The following is a 20,693-nucleotide window of genomic DNA, read 5'->3' as shown; positions in this document are numbered from 1 at the left end:
TTAGTTTTTGTTCAGATCGGCAAGCACCGCTTCAATCCGTTGAACCAGTGTGGATTCTTCGGTAAAGCCCCTTGCCAGCATAAAAAATTTACTTTCACTTACCTGGATTAATACACAGGGATAGCCGGTTACCTGCAATTGTTTGCAAAGCTGAAATTCATAATAGGCTTTTTCTTTGTACTCATCCGACGAAAGCTTTTCATAAAACATCTCCGGATCTATCCGGTATTTTTCCAGCAAGTGCCGGTAAGCCTCTTTATCACAAAGATCTCTTCCTTCAAAATGAAGGGCATACTGTAGATCGGCCGCAAATGCTACCTGCAGATCCGGATAAATTTCCTTGAAAATACAAAGTGCAATAGCTGGTTTTTCAGAATGTGGATACCAGTCGCTCTGATCAGGATGAAAAATATGCCAGAGATAGTCCTGCCCAAACCGGATACCGGTTAATTCTTCCACCGATTTATAGGCTTCGGCAATATAACCTGCCATTACCCCAATATGACGGGGATGGTCGGGTAAAATCATGCCACCGGATAATACTTCGAAGGATACCTGGTCAGAATAGAGGGTTTGAATTTTTTTTATTACAGGGCTAAACCCATAACACCAGCCACAATAAGCATCATAACAGTAATAAATAATTGGGGTCATTCTGCAAAGTACTGGCTTTCACCGGTAATTTTAGCGAGTATTAATGAGATCTTAACAACCTTCTTTTAAGGCAACTGGTTATTATTTAATTTACACTAAAGGCGGTATATGGAAAATGCAAGAATCGAAGTACGGAATTTAACCATGGCAGATTACCAGGAGTTAAAGGAATCCATGATTGAAGCCTATGCCAGTATGGGAGGGCAATATTGGGGAGAAGCATCCTTGGATAAATTGATCCGGAAGTTTCCACAGGGTCAGATATGTGTAACGCTCGAAGGCAAAGTGGTTGGTTGCGCCCTTACGCTGATTGTAAATTTCAACCGATTTGGCGATACTCATTCCTATCGGCAGGTAACGGGCAATTATACCTTTGATACACATGATCCCAAAGGGGATGTTTTATACGGAATCGAAATGTTTATTCATCCGGAGTTCCGGGGCTTACGTCTTGCACGCCGCCTTTACGAAGCCCGGAAAGTACTGTGTGAAAATCTGAATTTACGAGCTATTGTGGCCGGCGGGCGTATACCGGGCTATGGGCGTTATGCTGATTCCATGACCCCCCGCGAATACATCGATAAAGTGAAGCGAAGAGAATTACACGATGGTACGCTCAGCTTTCAACTGGCCAACGATTTCCAGATCAAAAAAGTGATGCAACATTATTTACCGGAGGATAAAGAATCCCGCGGTTATGCAACCCTCCTGGTCTGGTATAATATTTACTACGAGCCCAATAGTAATGTATTAAAGATGCGGAAAGATTTTGTGCGTATCGGGCTGGTTCAATGGCAGATGCGACCCTATAAATCGCTAAAGGATCTATTGGAGCAGGTTGAATATTTTGTAGATGCGGTGAGCGATTATAACTCTGATTTCTGTCTACTTCCGGAGTTGTTTAATACGCCTTTGATGGAACAGTTCAATCATTTGCCCGGCCATGCGGCCATCCGCGAGCTGGCCGCTTTTACCCCGGATATTGTAGAGGCTTTATCCAAGCTGGCCATCTCCTATAATGTAAATATCATTGGTGGATCTATGCCCTGCCTGCGAGCCGGTGAATTGTACAATACCTCTTATTTTCTGCATCGAAACGGACGAATTGATTCCTATGATAAAATCCATCCCACCCCATCGGAGGAATATGAGTGGGCCATTAAGGGAGGCGATACAATAAAAGTAATAGAAACGGATGCGGGGAAAGTAGGGGTACTGATCTGCTATGATGTGGAATTCCCGGAATTATCTCGCCTGCTGGCCGACCAGGGCATGCAGATTTTATTTGTTCCGTTTTTAACGGATACGCAGAATGCTTATAACCGCGTGCGTTATTGCGCCGCGGCTCGCGCCATTGAAAATGAATGCTTTGTAGCTATTGCGGGAACCGTTGGCAACCTGCCTAAAGTACATAATATGGATTTACAGTTTGCACAATCGGCGGTGCTGACGCCTTCTGATTTTGCTTTTCCGGTGAATGGGATAAAGGCAGAAGCAACCCCCAATACAGAAATGATCATAGTGTCCGATGTAGACCTTACCCTGTTAACAGAATTGCATGAATACGGTAGTGTAACCACCCTGAAAGACCGGCGCCACGATCTTTATGAACTACGCTTGCTGAAATAACCCGTTTAACCTGAATATTTCCAGTTTCGGGTTTTGCCCTCGGCAATCCATTCGACCGCTTGAGAAATACGTTTGCTGCGGGTGTTGGTTGTTTTTGCGTCGGTTATCCACTCGATGTAATCTTTCCGGTTACTATAACTGAACTTATCAAATATTTCCCAGGCGCGGTGTTGTTTCCGGAGTGCCTGTTCAAATGCAGCCGGTAACAAAGATTGCTTTTGTTCCGTTGCTTTTTTTCGCGGGGGTTTTATACCCTGTTCATTTAACAGCATGGCTTCCTGAAGCAGGTGGGAAAATTCAGCCGGCAGATCGGTAAGGGATCGGATACGACCCAGTTGCCCCATTGATTTTTCAGCCGTTGCATGGTGTTGCTGCAACTGGTCCTGTAGCAGGGATGCTTTCCAGAAACTAAAGGCACAATGTTGTTTAAATGCAGCAAAACTACAAAGCAGGGAGCTCTTGTATTCGAAATGGGGAAATCCCCATTTGATGGTTTCCACTACTCCGGGACAAGCCCTATGAATCTGTTCCCGCAAATGCAGAAGAATAGGTTGGGCAAAAGGCGCTGCTTTAGCTATATATGCATCGATTCGCTGGTCAGTCTGCGGCATACCCTAATTTACGAAAGTTTAGGGGTCGGATACTACCCCACCCCTAAACTCCTTAATGCGCTTCGAGCCAATTGGTACCCTGCCCAACTTCTGCAATAACGGGCACGTCATTAGGCAGGAGCATGGCCTGTTGCATACATTCCAGGATCAGGGGTTTAAGGCGATCAACCTCTTCCATCCGGGCATCAAAAACCAGTTCATCATGCACCTGCAGAATCATTTTGCTTTTCAGTCCGGATTTTTTGATGGTTTCGTGTAAGGCACTCATTGCCAGTTTAATCATATCAGCAGCCGTACCTTGTATGGGAGAATTAATGGCATTTCGTTCCGCAAAGCCGCGTACGGTAAAATTGGAGGAATTTATATCGCGCAGCCAGCGTTTTCTGCCCATTAGGGTTTGTACATAACCATGTTCTTTGGCGAAGTTGACAGTTTCGTCCATATAACTGGTTATGCCGCTGAACTCCTTTTTATAGTTATCGATGATCTCTTTTGCCTCTGTGCGGGAAATTCCCAGGTTATCTGCCAGGCCAAATGCGCCCTGGCCGTAAATGATGCCAAAATTTACACTTTTGGCCTTTCGCCGCATATCTTTGGTCACATCTCCCTCATCAACCCCATATACTTTTGCTGCAGTGGCAGTATGGATATCCTTTCCCTGGCGAAAAGCCTCACACATATTCGTATCTCCGCTAATGGCCGCAACGATCCTCAGTTCAATCTGGGAGTAATCGGCTGATAATAAAATATGGTCGGCATCTCTCGGTATAAATGCTTTACGGATCTCTTTACCCCGTTCAGTACGTATTGGGATATTCTGCAGGTTGGGATTATTGCTCGATAATCGCCCGGTTACGGCCACGGCCTGTGCGTAAGAAGTATGAACCCTTCCTGTTTTTCGATTGATCATGAGGGGAAGGGCATCTACATAGGTTGATTTTAGTTTGGTCAGTTCCCGGAAAATGAGAATATCGTCCACGATCGGATTCTGCAGGGCCAGTTTTGTAAGTACGTCCTCGCCGGTGGCATACTGGCCGGTTTTGGTTTTTTTCGCCTTGGGGTCTAGCTTTAGTTTTTCAAAAAGCACTTCTCCCAACTGCTTGGGTGATGCCAGGTTAAAGCGCACACCTGCAGCAGCATATACCCGTTCTTCTGCTGATTTGGCATTGGTTTCCAGGTCTTTAGAGTATTCCTGCAAGAAATTGGTATCTACCCGTATTCCTTCAAACTCCATATCTGTCAACACTTTAACAAGGGGGTTCTCTACTTTTTCAAAAACGGATTTTACCTCCAGCGATTCCAGCAGGGGCAGAAATTTATGCTTCAGCTGCAGGGTAATATCGGCGTCTTCTGCGGCATAGTCTTTTGCCTTTTCTATCTCCACGTCGCGCATGGTGCCCTGGTTTTTCCCCTTTTTCCCGATCAGTTCTTCAATATGTACGGGTTCATACCCAAGGTATTTAGCACTTAAAAGATCCATGTTGCGTTTCCCTTCCGGTTCTATCACATAATGCGCTAACATGGTATCAAATAAATTTCCGGCCAGCTCAACACCGTACCATTTGAGTACCAGCAAATCGTATTTAATATTCTGGCCTACCCAGGTTTTGGTCGTATCCCGGAACAAGGGGTTCAATTGATTGAGGATCGTTTTGGTTTTGGTTTGATCAGCCGGACAAGGAATATAAAACCCGGTATGTGGCTTAACAGAAAAAGAAAGGCCTACTAATTCCGCATCGTTGGCATCAATGCTGGTGGTTTCAGTATCAAAGCAAATCTCCGGCTCCGCTAATAATTGTCTAAGCAGGGCGTCAATCGCATCTGTACCTTCCACCAGTTCATAATTATGGGGGGTATTTTGGATGTTTTTATCTACAATAAGACCATTATTTATGGAATTTTCCTCCGTTTCGCTGTCCTGTAAAGGTGCTACGCCATTTTTTGGCGTACCCACAACATTTCCAAACAAGTCGGTTTGTACTCCCTGTGCTGCCTGGTTGGGTGTTGAAATATCCTCACCTAACAGACGCTTGGCAACAGATTTAAACTCCAGTTCGGTAAAGATTTCCCGTAATGCATCCTTGTTCCAGTCTTTCAGGCGAAAGTCTTCTTCGTGAAATTCTACGGGTACGGTGGTAATAATGGTGGCCAGCTTTTTTGAAAGAATTGCTGATTCACGGCCGTTTCTGACTTTTTCTCCGACCGCACCTTTAATGGAATCAGCATTTGCGAGGATATTTTCAAGGCTACCGAATTCGCTTAACAACTTGGAGGCGGTTTTTTCGCCCACACCGGGAATTCCTGGAATATTATCAACAGCATCACCCATCAGTCCCAGCATATCAATTACCTGGTCAACCGATTTGATATTCCACTTTGAACAAACCTGTTCCGGGCCCATTATTTCGATATCTCCTCCCTGGTAGCCAGGTTTATATATCTTGATTTTGTCGGAAACCAGTTGACCATAATCTTTATCAGGGGTCACCATAAATACGTCATAACCTGCGGCCGCGGCCTGCTTGGAGAGGGTACCCACCACGTCGTCCGCCTCAAACCCATCCAATTCAACTACCGGAATATTAAAACCCCGAATAATTCTTTTTATATCGGGAATGGCCAATAGCAGGTCTTCCGGAGCTTCCTGGCGGTTGGCTTTATACTCGGTAAAATCAGTATGACGTTCAGTAGGAGCTTGGGTATCAAAGCAAACCGCCATATGGGTAGGGTTGCGGTTATTGATTAATTCAAGCAGCGCATTGGTAAAACCAAACTGCGCATTGGTGTTTTTGCCCTGAGAAGTTATTCTCGGACTACGAATCAGTGCATAATAGGCCCGGAATATCAGTGCCATTGCATCGAGTAGAAAAAGTCTTTTGTCCATCTGACAAAGATAGGCGGGAGAAGGAGGAAAGGGGAAAAAAGGCAGCAGTTTGGGTGATTAGAACCGGAGAAAAGGGAGTTTAAGCAGCAGTTCTGCCAGGGAAATAACCGAGCAATTCACTGATTTTAAACTAGTTGCAAATTCAGCAGGAAACTCAGGTGGAATTGAATGGGTATGCTGCCCGGGCCCCGGCAAAATATAATTTTTGCGGGTAGAAAGGTCTGCAAAACAATTTCTGAGCCCACGGGGTAGCTGCGGAGAGGGGCCTGATTGAATGGATATGGCTACCACGGCCTGTTGTAGGGCGGGATGGTGTTTATTATTTTTTGTGAGCACCAACTGAATTTCAGCAGCATGTTGTGTGCGGTAATAACGAAGTTTATATTTCGGCGGCAGCAGTTTAGTGATTTCATCTATACAATAAGCCTCCCAGGAATCTGCCTGACCGATTGACTTACTGAGCGATTGAACCGTTTTGATAGACCGAAGATGGTGTAATAAACCGCAATCCCGGAAATAGATCTTGGGTGCTTTCACTACTCTTTTGGAAGCTCCTGCCTGAGAATATGCGGGCAATAAACGGATCAGCATGGCGGCTTCGAGGTAATTAATATAACGAAGTACGGTTGGGCCACTCAATGCCATCGATTTTCCAATTGCCTGAACGTTGAGGATGGTACCGTTTAACTGTGCAAGGATTTCTAGTAATTCCATCAATCTATCACGACTTAACTGGTGACCGGTAATTTGAGCCGTGTTGCCTGTGCAAACCGATTCAATAATTCTGTCCATCCGGTTGTTTAATACCCGGTGAGAAGGCGCCGTTAAAAAACCGGGATACGCTCCTTTTAACCAATGATCAAAAATTGTCACCGATTTTAATCTCGTGGCCTCCTGGAAGGAGATGGAAAAAATCTCCTGGACAATAACTTTTCGTGGAATAGCATAAAACCTAAAAACGGCTTCAAATTGAAAATTGAGGGTTAAAACAATTTTTGGCAACTTTTTATGGACTCCCTGGAATCGGATGATGTCAACCAATAATGCGGGAAAATATTCAAGATTTTCGAGCACAATAAAATCACTTGCATGAGCAGAAAGAAAAAAATCTGGGTTCACCAGTTTTTTACGATTTACCGTTTTTGCTAAATCAAGCACCAAAATTTTTCTCCGAAACTGTTTGGCGATCTGTTCCGACAAAAATCTTTTTCCAATCATTTGGGGTCCTGAAAGAATCAAAACCTGATTTTTTGTCAAAAAACGGCTTAAATGCCGGACAAATCTTTGCTGGCTCATGGTTTAGGGAATAATCTATCGAGTAAATTTAATATACTATATTGAATTTACTTGATAAAAATAAAGACAGTTTATCCCTATTTTTTCAACATTTACAGCGTCTAAAACTATTTTTAATGGTAGAAAAAAGGGTGGATAAAATGCTTTTTAATGGGTTAACGAAAGCGTAAAAAAACCACTGTTTTTATAACCTGAATAACCGTTCTTATTTCCCTTCAAGCTGTTTGCAAGTAGTATCGTTACCGTGCATAATTTTGCCGATATTTTTATATTATCAATAACTGTACCACCCGCTGAAATGATTGCCAATACTGGATTTTAAGTGATTTTGTGTGCATTAACATTTCAATAATACATTTTTGGCACAATGATTGGATTTACATTCCTGTCATCAAACAATTCATTTATCCAATTAAAAAAATCATGAGTATGAAAAAGTTACAAATTACCGCCTTGGCACTTGGAATTGCAACAGTTAGTTTATTCTCTTTTAAAGATGTAAATACGGCAACTGTAAAAGGAACTGTAAGTCCCGCAGAAGGAGCTACCCAGGCATGGGCACTTTCCTCTGTTGACACAGTAAAAGCTCCGATCGCAAATGGTGCTTTTGAGCTTAAAAACATGAAAGCAGGTACTTATCAGATTGTAATTGAAGCAGTTGCACCTTATAAGAACACAGCTAAAGACGGTGTTGAAGTAGCCGAAGGTGCTACCGTTGATGTAGGCGAAATCAAGCTGAATCAATAAGCCAAATTCGTGCTCATTGAGTACGGATGTGCTACCTTGAGTATAACCGGTATCGCTACGGCGAGCCGGTTTTTTTACTCAACCGATTGCGTCAATTGTTGCATAGACATGAAATGAACCAATCAATCAGTCTAACTTCCGGGTTCATTTCTGAATCAACAATTGCTGTCATGTTTAGAGTTCAACGCGCGTCATTTTTTTTGCTGTTGGTAATATTTGTTTTTACCTCCTGCACAGAACCTGGGAATGCCGGTTTTTTTTCTTCTGATATAAGACTGGTTGATTCCATTAAGCAAAAGAACCAGGCTTCCATTAATCCGATTCTAAAAGATGGCCAGGTAATAACAACAAACTCGGTATTTGGCGAAAACCGTCTTAGGTCCACAAGCCGGTTGGTTGCCTGGCGCGGAGAAAGGGTGCACACACAGCTTGCATTAAAATCTCCGCCTAGAGAAAAAAAACAACGTTTTGCTGTAGAGCTAAGTCCACTCGTAAACGAGAAGGGCGACAGCATAGCGGCTGCCCAAATAAAAATAAGAGCTATTGGCAAAGTAATTACGGATGAATTCCATGGAGGTTGTGGTTACCGTACAGATCCTGCTGCATATTATGCATCATTGGTCACCGACCCCCTGCTTAATCAAACAGAATTGGAAGCAGACAGTACTGCATTTTTCTGGATCACCATTCAGGTGCCGGAATCTGCGATCCCCGGAACTTATCGGTCTACCGTTACAACCAGTAATGACGTAAAGCTTCAGCTTCAATTGGAAGTAATTAACCGCTTATTGCCGCCGCCTGCTGCCTGGTCTTTTGACCTGGATTTGTGGCAGCACCCGGCAGCCATAGCAAGAGTGCATAATGTACCACTCTGGTCCGAACAACATTTTGCGGTTATGAAGCCATATTACCAGGAACTCGCTGCAGCAGGACAGAAAAATATCACTGCATCCATTGTGCATGAACCCTGGGGGCATCAAACCCATGACGATTTTCCATCTCTTATAAAATGGACTAAAACCAAAAGTGGAACCTGGTCCTACGACTTCAGCCGTTTTGATCAGTACGTGGAATTTGTGATGAATTGCGGTATTAAAGAACGTATAAATTGTTATTCCATTATTCCCTGGAAAATGATGGTGCAGTATTATGATGAAGGGCTTGGCCGGGATACCAGCATTGCAACAGAAATGAATACCCCGGCATATACGGCTACCTGGAAACCGATGTTACAGGCATTAACACAACACCTGAAAGAAAAAAACTGGTTTTCAATTACCACGGTTGCAATGGATGAGCGCCCCCTGCCTGCTATGCAACAGGCAATTGCACTATTGAAGTCGATAGACCCCTCCTGGAAAATTGCATTGGCAGGGGATTATCATCCCGAAATTGAACCGGATATTTTTGATTATTGTGTAGCTTCTCGTTGGATTTTAGATAGCGCTGTATTAAATAAACGAATAGCAGCCGGTAAACCTACTACGGTTTATACCTGCTGCACCGAAGCATATCCGAATGGGTTCAGCTTTTCGCCACCGGCTGAACACGTGTACCTGGGATGGTATGCACAGGCTAAGGGATTTACCGGATACCTGCGTTGGGCCTACAATAGCTGGACAAAAGCGCCGCTTGAAGACAGCCGTTTTACAGCCTGGCCGGCTGGTGATACCTATCAGGTTTACCCGGGCCCTACTAGCAGTATTCGCTTTGAAAAACTAATTGAAGGCATTCAGGATTATGAAAAGGTACGTTTGCTGAAAGAAGATTTTCTGAAAAAGAATGAAACAGAAAAACTCCGCCGGTTAAATGAATTGCTGGCTGGATTTGACATTGCTGCACTTGCCAAACAATCGGCCGACTCTATTGTAAACGCCGCCAAACAGCAATTGGCAGAACTTCAATAAATCTTTTGGTCTATGCATACAAACGCTTCTTTTCTGCTTATAGCTTTAAGTACACTATTACTGACAGCTTGCTCATCGTGTCGTAGCCATATTGTTGCTTCCACTGGGCAGGAAACCGCCTATCAAAAACTGATCTGGAGCGATGAATTTAACCAACCGTTGCTGGATACTACAAAATGGGTAAGAATTAACGCCAATCAGGCAGATTGGGGCCGGCATATGTCAACTGCTGACCAGGTAGTTGGCTGGGATAAAGGAGTATTAGTGCTCAAAGGAATAAATAACCCCGATACAAGTACAGACAAACGGCCCTATTTAACAGGTGGAATTTATACGAAGGATAAATTCAGCTGGACGTACGGCCGTATTGAAATTCGCGCAAAACTGGAGGAGGCGCAAGGGGCCTGGCCGGCTTTCTGGATGCTTGGCGCCAATACAGTGCATGGCAGCTATCCGCGAAATGGTGAAATTGATATTATGGAGCACCTCAACTTTGAAGACAGTATCTACCAAACGGTCCATTCCTATTATACACTTGAATTAAAAGAAAAAAAGAATCCTCCCCATTATGGCAAAGCGGCAATTAAACGGGGTGAGTTCAATGTATTTGGCTTGGAATGGACACCCGATTATCTGGCCTTCCGCTTAAATGGGAAAGAAACATTTCGCTATCCCAGACTAAAGGGAGTAGATGCCAGCCAATGGCCCTTTGATCAGCCCTTTTATTTATTATTGGACCAGCAACTGGGTGGCTCTTGGGTTGGCAAGGTAAAAGCGTCGGACCTACCGGTTCATATTTATCTCGATTGGGTTCGGATTTATCAATAATATACTAGGTCAAAAAGCTTTGCGCAGAAGCTTCCTGCTGCTCCGTGCGGCAGCCAAAGCACTGGGAAAAATGACGGTAAAATGGAGCACAGCGTTTATACTCTTTCCTGCAAGCCATGAAAAAAGGGCCACGGAAAAGGCCCTTGTTCTGCCGAATCAGGCGTTAAATCACTGCCGTGCATGGAATAGGCTGCTGTGCTTGCACCCGCTATCCCAAAACCTCGTTTTTCTTTAAAAAGATTCAACTGGGTTTACAACGGATAAAAGAAAATAATAGCGGTTTCCCTTAGGGGTTGGCCAGATGAGTTCGTCGCCGCTCTGCATTCCCCAAAGAGCGGCTCCCATGGGACGGAAAATACTATCACTGTGGAATGCAGTAGAGCCGCTTTCCGGCAGATTTAACCGGTAGCTGAAATTTTGTTTTAATACCTGATCGCGGATAAGTATGTTGGAATGAATTCTTGCAACACCGGTCGGAAAATTCATGCCATCTTTAATGGTGGCCAGTTTAATTTTTTCTTTTAATGTTTCGATTTCCGGCCAGTTCGGATGGTGTGCCATCAGGTATTCAACCAGCACTACATCGTCTTTAAGTAATATAATGGGCAATGGATGCAATAAGGGGGCGCGTCCGGCCGTAGCCGCACTATTAGATCGAACTGTCATATGTTTTTGATTACATGAATTTTTACCTTGCAATGGCAAGGAAAACAAGGGTGTAATAAATTAGTGAAACAAGTATTGAATCCGAAATGGATTCTGCAAATGAAGAACCCCCGACTAAAAATTAGCTAGTCGGGGAATAGGTATTAAAGTCCTTGAACGTTGAGAAAAAGTAAATCATTCAAGGCGAATATAGGCTTATTGGTGTAGAAGAATCCCTAGTGAATTGTTAAGAAGTCAGTGGCATTTCAGCTTCTTTTAAAAGAGCCGTGGCTCTTTTAAAGGTGGCGAATTCGCCCTTGCTCAAAAACCAGCGGAACCATTTTTTTTCATGATTGCGATAATGTAGGTTTCTGAATGCCCACCAACCCATCCAGGCCTGTATTAATACAATCGGCACCTGGATGCCCCAAAAAGTTTCCGGAGATGAATGCATCCATTCAAGATTCATGTACCAGGTAGAAAATACCGGTAACTGAACTAACAAAATACCTAGGACCCGAAGATTAGATGTGGAAAGCAGAACCAGTTTTTGTTGTGCTTCCACAATTGAATTACTATTATCAAACTGATCTAATAAAACCAGGTGATGTATATAAACAAGTATGGCATACAATGACACGATGAAATGAATGCCGGCTGAAAGGAGAAAAACAAGTTTTGACCAGCTTAAGGAATGATACATCAGGAAAGCGATAAATAATAACCATACCAGGCCGAATACAATCCCTATCCACCTGGTTAGCCGAACGGGTTTTAAGGAGGAAGATGCTTTCATGAGCTGTATTTCCTGCAGGCATTTTTTATTCATTTGCAGGGAGCTATCCAGTTTTTGCTGGTACGATTTCCAGATTTCTATAATTTCTTTTTCTTGCATGTTCAGGTGTTTTTTACATTTAGTTGCTGCCGCCATTTTTCTTTGATGCGGCTGATTTTGGTGGCAATATTGGATTCAGACAGGCCGAGTATTTCAGCCATTTCGCGATACGATTTTTCATCCAGATAAAGTAACATAATGGCTTTATCCAACGGATTCAAGGCGGCAATCAAGGAATACAGAAGGTTTACTGCAGCATCCTCCCCACCGGTATCAATAGGTAAGAACAAGTGGTCTTCGGTGAGTGCATGTGATTGTATACGCCGGGTTTCCTTTCTTAGATGACTGATCGATACATTTAATGCAATCCGGTAGATCCAGGTACTGTATTCATACTGCTGGTTATACTTCTCAAAAGATCGCCAAAGTGCCAGGGTAATTTCCTGTACCAGATCCTGGCAGTCGGCAGGCGTGGTGGTATAAGACCGCGCGATCTTATACAATAGGCCTTTATGAGCTTCCAGCATCTGTATAAATGCTTGCTTTTGTATCGGTTCCTTCATCCGGTGCTGAGCTGTTTCCTTATTATTCGCTAAAAGGGTAAAAAAATCACAGATTCCATGGCATTTTTTTGAATTTCCGGGTTATTGGTGAAGATTCAGGTGAAATCTGTTGAAAAATTCCAATTCTATTCTGATTGGTGAGAATATCTTTAGAACCTAGAGTTTCCATATGAATAAAATTGCCATAACATCGCTATTCTTCTTAGGCCTGCTGATCAGTACTACCAAGTCCCAATCTCAAATGAACGGGTCAGCTATAGCGGGTAACGGATCCGCCAATACCCTTCGGTTTAAACAACCAGCCCGTTATTTTACAGAAAGTTCGCCGGTAGGAAATGGAAGGATGGGCATTATGCAGTTTGGAAACCCCAATCGGGAACGGCTGGTGCTTAATGAAATTTCCATGTGGTCGGGCGGGCCACAGGATGCCGACCGGGAAAATGCGCACAAATTTCTCAAACCTATACAGGAGCACCTGCTTGCCGGAAGAAACAAAGAAGCGCAGGATTTACTAATGAAGGAATTTGTTGCCAAAGGGCCCGGATCGGGGCATGGGAACGGTGCTAACCAGAAGTACGGAGCCTACCAGATCCTGGCTGATTTATTGATTACCTGGAGAGATACCACCAGTGCGGTTACCGGATACAATCGCGAACTCGACTTGAAAACAGCAGTTGCCCGTACCCGTTATAACCGTGATAGTGCAACAATAACTGAAGTCTGTTGGGCTGATTTCACCAATGATATTTTATGGGTGCGTATTCATAGCAGTAAACCAGGAGGTATTAATCTTGCACTGGACCTTTTCCGGAAAGAAAATGCCAGTACGTCGGTTTCGGGCAATATGTTGTTACTGAGCGGGCAATTACCCAGTGGAAAAGACAAGGGCCTGCGCTTTGCTACTGCGTTGCAGCCGGAAATAATCGGGGGCTCCATGCGGGAAGATGTTCTGAATGGCCGGCCGGTTATCCGTGTCGAAAATGCAAATGAACTGATCATTAAAATTAGCGCAGCTACCGATTATGCGTATCCTAAATATGCCCTCACTGGTTTTGATCCTATGCCGGCAGCACTGGCCTATTTGAAAGCGGGGCTCAACTACAATACCGCACTGGAGAAAAATATCAATGTCTATGCTGGTTATTATTTGCGCAACCAGTGGACAATGCCTGAAAATCCGGCTGTTGCTACATTAAGTACCCAGGAAAGGCTGGAACGGTACAATCAGAACGATCCAACACTGCCTGTTTTATATTATAATTTTGGACGCTATTTATTGATTTCCTCCTCCAGACCCGGATTATTGCCGGCCAACCTGCAGGGTTTGTGGGCAGAAGAATACCAGACCCCCTGGAATGGAGATTACCATCTGAACATCAATATCCAGATGAATTACTGGCTGGCAGAAACAACCAATCTTTCTGACCTGGCCGAACCGCTTTTCCGGTTTACCAGGGCCCTGGTTCCAAATGGCGAAAAAACGGCCAAAGCTTATTATAATGCAAAAGGCTGGGCAGCGCATGTCATTGCTAACCCCTGGCTTTATACATCTCCGGGAGAAGGGGCAGAGTGGGGCTCCACGTTAACCGGGGGCGCCTGGCTTTGTGACCATATCTGGGAACATTTTCGATTTACCCGCGATACTGCTTTCCTGCGAACTTATTACCCGGTTCTGAAGGGTTCCGCTCAATTCCTGCAATCTATCCTCATCGAATCTCCCCGCCACGGCTACCTGGTTACAGCACCGTCCAATTCGCCGGAACATGCTTATATCATGCCCAACGGATTCCGGGGAAATACTGCAATGGGTCCTACCATGGATATGCAGATTACCCGCGAAATTTTTGCAGCCTGCATTCAGGCAGCAGGGATTCTAAAAACAGACGAAGGGTTTAAGAAAGAATTGGAACTGGCATTACCCCGGCTTGCACCGAACAAAATTGGTGCTGCCGGCGATTTAAACGAGTGGCTGGACGACTGGAAAGACGGTGAACCCAAACACCGGCATGTTTCACACTTATATGGTCTGCACCCGTACGATGAAATTACTCCTTGGGCAACCCCCGACCTGGCTGCCGCGGCCCGTAAAACGCTGGAGCAGCGTGGAGATGATGGAACGGGCTGGAGCAAAGCCTGGAAAATTGCATTCTGGGCCCGCCTGGGCGATGGAAACCACGCGTATGAACTGGTCCGCCAACTGCTTAAACCCGCTACCAGTTTGGGTACCAATATGAGCAATGGCGGCGGGGTATATGCCAATTTATTCTGTGCCCATCCGCCGTTCCAGATTGACGGCAATTTCGGCGGAGCAGCCGGAATGGCCGAAATGCTGCTGCAAAGTCATGGTGAAGAAGGGGTTATCCGTCTGCTGCCCGCCTTACCCACTCATTCCGATTGGGCTACAGGCGTAATTACCGGGTTATCGGCCCGAAACGGATTTGAGGTAGATATAACCTGGGAAAAAGGACGGCTTATACATGCTGCCCTTCTGTCGCGCCTGGGAAATACCTGCAAAATCTGGCTGCCTAAGGGAAAAAGAATAATAAGCGAAAATGGTACTACCATTGCTTCTTCCCAGAATCAGGACAGGGTGCTAACATTTAAAACGGTTAAAGGCAGGCGATATCTGGTACAATAGGAAGCAGCTCGAAACAGAATGTCGTAAATTAGCGCCGCAAGCAAACCAACCGACATGATTCAAGAACTGCAGCAACTGGGCCGACAATTAGAAGGTGAGTTGTATTATGATGCTGCGATGCGCACCCTTTACGCTACAGATGCTTCGGCTTACCGGGAACTGCCGCTGGCGGTGGCCATACCCCGGCATGAGCAGGATATTAAAACCTTACTCGCATTTGCAAAGAAGCACCATACTTCGCTAATACCCCGTACTGCAGGTACTTCCCTGGCCGGACAGGTAGTGGGCGCCGGAATTGTGGTAGACGTATCCAGGACCTTCACAAAAATCCTTGAATTAAATAAAGAAGAACACTGGGTACGGGTACAGCCGGGTGTTGTCCGCGATGAACTGAACCTTTTTTTAAAACCACATGGCCTGTTTTTTGGGCCTGAGACCAGTACAGCCAACAGGGCCATGATCGGTGGAATGGTAGGTAATAATTCCTGTGGTTCCAACTCAGTGGTTTATCGAAGTACCAGGGAACATTTACTGGAAGTGAAAGCCATCCTCAGCGATGGTTCAGATGCGGAATTCAAAGCGCTGAACCTCGATGAATTTCATGCCAAATGCGAGGGCGATACGCTGGAAAACCAGATTTACCGGAGGATACGCTCCCTATTAAGTGATTATGCCAACCAGGAAGAAATCCGGAGAGAATTTCCCAAAAAAACGGTAGAACGGAGAAATACCGGTTATGCTGTAGACCTGCTTTTGGAAACTGCACCCTTTACTGCCGGGCAACCTGATTTTAACTTCTGCACCCTGATAGCCGGATCTGAAGGAACCCTTGCTTTTCTTACCGAGATTAAATTAAACCTTGTTCCATTACCGCCGAAGGAAACCGGCTTACTCTGTGTGCATTTTAATTCTATTGACGAATCCCTGCGCGCTAACCTGATTGCATTGAAATATCGGCCAAGTGCCAGTGAACTGATCGATCATTATATACTGGAATGCACCAAGCAGAACCGCGAGCAAATGCAGAACCGGTTTTTTGTGCAGGGCGATCCCGGCGCAATTCTGGTGGTGGAATTTGCCCGTGCAACACGCGCGGAAATTGAAGCCGATGCTGCCGCTTGTGAGGCGGAAATGCGTGCTGCCGGACTAGGTTATCATTTCCCTTTATTATTTGGAGCGGACACAAAAAAAATCTGGACCCTCCGAAAAGCGGGGCTGGGCCTGCTGTCTAATTTGCCGGGCGATGAAAAAGCCGTTCCGGTAATTGAAGATACTGCGGTTGATGTAGAAGATTTGCCCGCTTTTATCCGGGAATTTAACGAGATTCTTGCCAAACATGGCCTCTATTCAGTGCATTATGCTCATGCCGGATCGGGTGAGCTACACTTGCGACCCATCATCAATCTAAAAACCGAAGAAGGCAATCGGCTGTTTAGGGTAATTGCAGAAGAAATTGCCACGCTTGTAAAAAAATACAAGGGTTCTCTTAGTGGCGAACATGGAGACGGGCGGCTGAGAGGTGAGTTTATCAAACAAATGGTAGGTGAAAAAAATTACCAGTTGTTGCGTGAAATCAAAAAAGTCTGGGATCCAAAGCATATTTTCAACCCCAATAAAATTGTGGATACGCCTCCTATGGATACCATGCTACGGTATACCCCCGGACAAAAAACCCCTGCGTTTAAAACGGTTTTCCGCTACTATAACCAGGATGTACTGCAACATGCTGAACAATGCAACGGATCGGGAGATTGCCGGAAAACACATTTAAGTGGAGGTACCATGTGCCCCTCTTACATGGCTACCCGTAATGAAAAAGATACCACCCGCGCAAGAGCCAATATTCTTCGGGAATTCCTGACCCGCTCCGAAAAGGCCAATCGTTTTGACCATGAAGAGATTAAGGAAGTAATGGATTTATGCCTTAGTTGTAAAGCCTGTAAAACCGAATGCCCGTCAAATGTGGACATGGCTAAATTGAAAGCTGAATTTTTACAGCAATACTACGATAGCAATGGTATACCGCTTAGAAGCAGGCTGATTGCCAATTTTAGTTTGTCGGCAAAACTGGGTTCCATCGCACCCGGCCTCTACAATTTTGCTATGACCAATAAACTGGTAAGCAAATGGGTGAAAAATTTTGCCGGTTTTGCACTTGAACGCTCTATGCCTACACTGGCAGCTACTACCTTAAAAGCCTGGTTCAAAAGTCATTCAGCACGCCGCGGAACGCCAACAACGGCACAGCCCGTTGGAGGTAAAAAATTATACCTGTTCTGTGATGAGTTTACAAATTATAACGACGTTGAAATTGGTAAGAAGGCCATCCTTCTGCTGGAAAGACTGGGTTATGAAGTAGTAATCCCCGAGCATGAAGAAAGTGGAAGAAGCTGGATGTCGAAAGGACTGATCCGGCATGCCAAAGGTATCGCTAACCGCAATATTGCCCGGTTACGTCCGCTGATCAGTGATGAAACACCGCTGGTCGGTATTGAGCCGTCTGCTATACTCACTTTTCGCGATGAATATATTGATCTGGCAGAGGACGACCTGCTGGAAGATGCGCAGGCACTGGCACAACATGTATACCTGATTGATGAATTTATTGCGAGAGAAATCAGTATGGCAAGAATTTCTCCGGAGGCATTCACCAAAGAAAAACGCGCCATAAAGTTGCATGGCCACTGTCAGCAAAAGGCAATTTCGTCGGTTGGCCCTTCTGTACAGTTATTGAGTTTGCCCGAAAACTATACCGTGGAAACCATTCCATCGGGTTGCTGTGGAATGGCAGGTTCTTTCGGTTATGAAAAAGAGCATTATGATATTTCTATGAAAGTAGGCGAGCTGGTTTTATTACCTGCAGTACGCGCTGCCGGAGAAGAAACCATTATTGCCGCACCCGGTACATCCTGCCGCCACCAGATAAAAGACGGAACCGGTAGAAAAGCAAAACATCCGGTAGAAGTATTGTACGAAGCCCTGGTTTGATCGTTTAAATTTTTTCTAATGAAACAATTGACTGTACTGTTTATTTACGTTTTTTCAGTTTTTTCTATACAGGCACAAAAAAAGTATGAACTGAATCAGGGCTGGAAATGTGCACCGGTTTCAGAGGTTTCCGCAGAGGGAAAATTAGTGTCCTCCACCGAATATTCCCTTGGTAACTGGGAGCCCGCTGTGGTGCCAGGAACCGTTTTAACAACCCTGCTGGAGAATAAAAAAATACCGGATCCTTTTTATGGAATGAACAATACCAAGATTCCGGATATTTTCAATACAGGAAATGCTTATTATACCTATTGGTTTGTAAAGGAATTTACAGAAAAGCCGGTTGCCGGGGAAACTGTATGGATACACCTGCGTGGTGTAAATTATAGTTGTGATGTTTTTCTGAACGGGCAAAAACTGAATAAGGAAAGACATTATGGAATGTTTTTACGGCAGTCCTATAATATTACCAGGCAGCTTAATAAGCAGGGTAAAAACAGGTTGGCTATACTTGTATATCCGCCGGATGAACCGGGTAATCCGAATGGCGGACAGGGAGGAGACGGAACCATTGCTAAAAATGTGGCCCACCAATATGTAGCTGGCTGGGATTGGATTCAACCGGTAAGAGACCGAAATACGGGTATCTGGGACAAAGTAGAAATTGAAAAAACCGGCGCAGTCAGCATTCAACATCCACATGTAGTTACCCTGGTTCCTGGTAAAAGAAAGCCCCAGGGGCAACAAGCCCCCGCTACCTTAAAAGTTGCGGCAGAATTACTAAATAATACGGCTTCAGCCGTAACCGGCCTATTGCGGTATTCAATTGATGGGAAAACAATTGCCAAGTCCGTAACCATACAACCAAATTCTGTTAGTGAGGTTCAGTTGCCGGATCACCAGTTGGTTTCTCCTAAACTCTGGTGGCCGAATGGTTATGGAAAGCAGGATTTATATGCGTTGAAGATGGAATTTGTTGCCAATGGAAAAGTTTCGGATGAAGAACATTTGCAGGTAGGGGTGCGCGAAATCAAGGCCGATTGGAACAGTACCACCCGTAGTAAACAAATCTGGGTAAACGGGCAGCCGGTATTTATAAAGGGGGCCAACTGGATTATAGCGGATGCCATGTTACGCTTCAGTAAGGAACGTTATGCGGCCGAAATCCGGTTCCATCGTGATATGAACCTGAACCTGATCAGGATATGGGGTGGGGCAATTACCGAACGCCCCGAGTTTTATGAAGCATGTGATCAGTACGGCCTGCTGGTGATGCAGGATTTCTGGGGATCCGGAGATTGTAATGGCCGTTGGGTAGATCCTATGAAGAAAGACGATCAGTGGACCCGAAGAAAATATCCCGACGACCATCCGCTTTTTCTGCAATCGGCCATTGACCAGATTAAAATGATCCGTAATTACCCGTCCCTGGCAATCTGGTGTGGCGGAAATGAAATTACATTGCCACAGGATATTCAAAGCGCTCTGCGCGATTCCATTTTACCAGCATTGGATGGTACCAGGTGGTTTGTGGATTATTCGAACTCGGACGATATGTCGTTCAACTTTTTGGGTGGTAATGGAGATGGGCCTTACGGCATTCAACCCCTGAAAACCTTTTTTAATCATCGTACCTGGCCCTTTAATTCTGAAATCGGATCGGTAGGAACCGGCGATTATCAATCGCTGGAACGCTTTATTCCAAAAGAGAACCTGGTAGCCCCGGATTATTCTACGGAAACCAGAAAAGAAATAGTTGATTCTGTTTGGCAATATCACAAATACATCGGCTATAATAACTTTATTAATGCCTATGGTAAAACGGCTGATTTAAAAGAATGGGCTACTAAAGCGCAGTTGGTTAATTACGATCAGTACAGGTCTTTGATGGAAGGCTTTAGTTCGCATATGTGGGATTGGTATACAGGTGTTATTATCTGGAAAACGCAGAATCCCTGGACGGCCTTACGTGGCCAGATGTACGATTATTACCTGGATCCGAATGCCTGTTTATATGGCCTGAGAAAAGGCAGTGCACCGGTTAATTTTTTTTATAACCATGCCGATACGAGTTTGCATCTGATCAATAACACGTTCACACATCAGTATGATCTGATGTTGGTAATGAGCATTTATGATAAGGAAGGAAAAGAAAAAAGCCTCGGACAGGTTTTTGCTGAAATTGGCCCATCTACCACCCGCATGATTACTGCTATAAAAAGAGAAATCAGGCAGGCCACAAAAGAAGAAGGCGCGTTCTTGGCCCTTAAAATTTTAAATCTTCAGAAAGAAGTCATTGCTGAAAACCTGTACTGGTTGCCTGATGAAAACGGCGTTTATTCAGGATTGGGTAAAATGCCCCGGTCAACGCCTGTAATCAATGCTACAGCAATCGGCCAAGGGAAAATTGAATTAACAATTTCTGTACCAGCAGGTGGCCCTGTTTCTTTTTTCAACCGGGTTTCACT

The 20,693-nt window shown here is 44.7% G+C and carries 14 protein-coding genes; 7 read left to right on the top strand and 7 right to left on the bottom strand.

Translation table 11 applies throughout. The annotated features are described in order from the left end of the window. Positions 1-654: a DsbA family protein gene (locus tag A1D16_RS04960; RefSeq protein WP_290708151.1), complete on the bottom strand. Its 654-nt coding sequence runs from the start codon at positions 652-654 to the stop codon at positions 1-3. Positions 655-762: 108 nt separating this feature from the next. Here A1D16_RS04960 and A1D16_RS04955 point away from each other — a divergent pair, with 108 nt between their 5' ends. Next, positions 763-2,283, top strand: coding sequence for a carbon-nitrogen hydrolase family protein (locus tag A1D16_RS04955; RefSeq protein ID WP_290708150.1), 1,521 nt, complete (start codon positions 763-765; stop codon positions 2,281-2,283). Positions 2,284-2,288: 5 nt separating this feature from the next. On the opposite strand, the gene A1D16_RS04950 is transcribed toward A1D16_RS04955, so the two are convergent. The 3 genes from A1D16_RS04950 to A1D16_RS04940 are packed head-to-tail and all read right to left on the bottom strand — an operon-like array spanning position 2,289 to position 7,017. Further along, entirely contained in the window at positions 2,289-2,894 is a 606-nt protein-coding gene (locus A1D16_RS04950; protein WP_290708149.1) for a YdeI/OmpD-associated family protein, read from the bottom strand. Between the two features lie 52 nt (positions 2,895-2,946). Continuing rightward, positions 2,947-5,778 (bottom strand): DNA polymerase I, encoded by a 2,832-nt coding sequence (gene polA / locus A1D16_RS04945; protein WP_290708148.1) that lies wholly within the window; start codon positions 5,776-5,778, stop codon positions 2,947-2,949. Between the two features lie 57 nt (positions 5,779-5,835). Further along, a complete protein-coding gene (locus tag A1D16_RS04940; RefSeq protein ID WP_290708147.1) occupies positions 5,836-7,017 on the bottom strand; it encodes a DUF4143 domain-containing protein in 1,182 nt (393 codons plus the stop codon). A gap of 486 nt (positions 7,018-7,503) precedes the next feature. On the opposite strand from A1D16_RS04940, the gene A1D16_RS04935 reads away from it, so the two are divergent. From A1D16_RS04935 to A1D16_RS04925, 3 genes are all read left to right on the top strand, one after another. Beyond that, positions 7,504-7,821 (top strand): hypothetical protein, encoded by a 318-nt coding sequence (locus A1D16_RS04935; protein WP_290708146.1) that lies wholly within the window; start codon positions 7,504-7,506, stop codon positions 7,819-7,821. A 170-nt stretch (positions 7,822-7,991) separates the two neighbouring features. Then, positions 7,992-9,728: a glycoside hydrolase domain-containing protein gene (locus A1D16_RS04930; protein WP_290708145.1), complete on the top strand. Its 1,737-nt coding sequence runs from the start codon at positions 7,992-7,994 to the stop codon at positions 9,726-9,728. A 12-nt stretch (positions 9,729-9,740) separates the two neighbouring features. Then, positions 9,741-10,556: a glycoside hydrolase family 16 protein gene (locus A1D16_RS04925; RefSeq protein ID WP_290708144.1), complete on the top strand. Its 816-nt coding sequence runs from the start codon at positions 9,741-9,743 to the stop codon at positions 10,554-10,556. 231 nt (positions 10,557-10,787) lie between these two features. Here the strand turns inward: A1D16_RS04925 and A1D16_RS04920 are convergent, their stop codons facing one another. The 3 genes from A1D16_RS04920 to A1D16_RS04910 form a co-directional block, all read right to left on the bottom strand. Further along, complete coding sequence (locus A1D16_RS04920; protein WP_290708142.1) at positions 10,788-11,222, bottom strand: hypothetical protein; 435 nt, start codon at positions 11,220-11,222, stop codon at positions 10,788-10,790. Between the two features lie 226 nt (positions 11,223-11,448). Beyond that, positions 11,449-12,096, bottom strand: a complete 648-nt coding sequence (locus A1D16_RS04915; protein ID WP_290708141.1) for a hypothetical protein — start codon at positions 12,094-12,096, stop codon at positions 11,449-11,451. A 2-nt stretch (positions 12,097-12,098) separates the two neighbouring features. Then, positions 12,099-12,599, bottom strand: coding sequence for an RNA polymerase sigma factor (locus A1D16_RS04910; protein ID WP_290708139.1), 501 nt, complete (start codon positions 12,597-12,599; stop codon positions 12,099-12,101). 169 nt (positions 12,600-12,768) lie between these two features. Here A1D16_RS04910 and A1D16_RS04905 point away from each other — a divergent pair, with 169 nt between their 5' ends. The 3 genes from A1D16_RS04905 to A1D16_RS04895 all read left to right on the top strand — a co-directional run. Beyond that, entirely contained in the window at positions 12,769-15,237 is a 2,469-nt protein-coding gene (locus tag A1D16_RS04905; RefSeq protein ID WP_290708138.1) for a glycoside hydrolase family 95 protein, read from the top strand. 54 nt (positions 15,238-15,291) lie between these two features. Then, entirely contained in the window at positions 15,292-18,225 is a 2,934-nt protein-coding gene (locus A1D16_RS04900; protein WP_290708137.1) for an FAD-binding and (Fe-S)-binding domain-containing protein, read from the top strand. An 18-nt stretch (positions 18,226-18,243) separates the two neighbouring features. After that, positions 18,244-20,693, top strand: a 2,450-nt coding sequence (locus A1D16_RS04895; protein WP_290708136.1) for a glycoside hydrolase family 2 TIM barrel-domain containing protein, incomplete at its 3' end; no start/stop codon positions are given.

Source organism: Flavihumibacter sp. CACIAM 22H1, from assembly GCF_001601815.1.
In the GTDB taxonomy this organism is placed as follows: domain Bacteria; phylum Bacteroidota; class Bacteroidia; order Chitinophagales; family Chitinophagaceae; genus Flavihumibacter.
This window is presented reverse-complemented; position numbering and strand designations above follow the sequence as displayed.

What these genes read in the sequence shown, in the direction of transcription:
- A1D16_RS04950 (WP_290708149.1), bottom strand. Translation starts at nt 2,894, where the DNA reads ATGCCGCAGACTGACCAGCGAATCGATGCATATATAGCTAAAGCAGCG.
- A1D16_RS04955 (WP_290708150.1), top strand. Translation starts at nt 763, where the DNA reads ATGGAAAATGCAAGAATCGAAGTACGGAATTTAACCATGGCAGATTAC.
- A1D16_RS04915 (WP_290708141.1), bottom strand. Translation starts at nt 12,096, where the DNA reads ATGCAAGAAAAAGAAATTATAGAAATCTGGAAATCGTACCAGCAAAAA.
- A1D16_RS04960 (WP_290708151.1), bottom strand. Translation starts at nt 654, where the DNA reads ATGACCCCAATTATTTATTACTGTTATGATGCTTATTGTGGCTGGTGT.
- A1D16_RS04905 (WP_290708138.1), top strand. Translation starts at nt 12,769, where the DNA reads ATGAATAAAATTGCCATAACATCGCTATTCTTCTTAGGCCTGCTGATC.
- A1D16_RS04920 (WP_290708142.1), bottom strand. Translation starts at nt 11,222, where the DNA reads ATGACAGTTCGATCTAATAGTGCGGCTACGGCCGGACGCGCCCCCTTA.
- A1D16_RS04930 (WP_290708145.1), top strand. Translation starts at nt 7,992, where the DNA reads ATGTTTAGAGTTCAACGCGCGTCATTTTTTTTGCTGTTGGTAATATTT.
- A1D16_RS04925 (WP_290708144.1), top strand. Translation starts at nt 9,741, where the DNA reads ATGCATACAAACGCTTCTTTTCTGCTTATAGCTTTAAGTACACTATTA.
- polA (WP_290708148.1), bottom strand. Translation starts at nt 5,778, where the DNA reads ATGGACAAAAGACTTTTTCTACTCGATGCAATGGCACTGATATTCCGG.
- A1D16_RS04935 (WP_290708146.1), top strand. Translation starts at nt 7,504, where the DNA reads ATGAAAAAGTTACAAATTACCGCCTTGGCACTTGGAATTGCAACAGTT.
- A1D16_RS04910 (WP_290708139.1), bottom strand. Translation starts at nt 12,599, where the DNA reads ATGAAGGAACCGATACAAAAGCAAGCATTTATACAGATGCTGGAAGCT.
- A1D16_RS04900 (WP_290708137.1), top strand. Translation starts at nt 15,292, where the DNA reads ATGATTCAAGAACTGCAGCAACTGGGCCGACAATTAGAAGGTGAGTTG.